At 47.5% G+C, this 337-nt stretch carries 1 protein-coding gene; it reads right to left on the reverse strand.

Going from position 1 to position 337, the window contains the following annotated elements:
- A partial coding sequence (locus AB4512_RS24895; RefSeq protein WP_372176137.1) for a PEGA domain-containing protein occupies nt 1-337 on the reverse strand: 337 nt, incomplete at both ends.

Below are 337 nucleotides of genomic sequence, written 5' to 3' on the forward strand. Positions count from 1 at the left end.
GGAATGTTGTTTCCCATCGGGTCTGCAAACTTGGTACCGACATTCAATGAGTTCTGCTTGGCCTGTAATACGGCTCGTAGGTTGTGATCGCGGGCTATCTTCAGCTCTTGGTGGAAAGAAAGGTAACCCTCTTTCTCAATCGTGACCATGTGCTGGCCTGTTGGTAACATCACTTCAACGGGTGTGCTGCCATAGTTCACGCCGTTGATAGAAACCTTGTCGTTGTATTGATTTGAACGAACCACCAAGTTAACCCAAGCGACTTCTTTTTGCTGGTCGTTGGCTTGTTGCTCGCTTTGAGTGAAACAGTTTGATGACTGAATACCAAGCAGACGAC

The sequence above is a fragment of the Vibrio sp. 10N.222.52.B7 genome (assembly GCF_041474275.1).
GTDB lineage: Bacteria > Pseudomonadota > Gammaproteobacteria > Enterobacterales > Vibrionaceae > Vibrio > Vibrio crassostreae_C.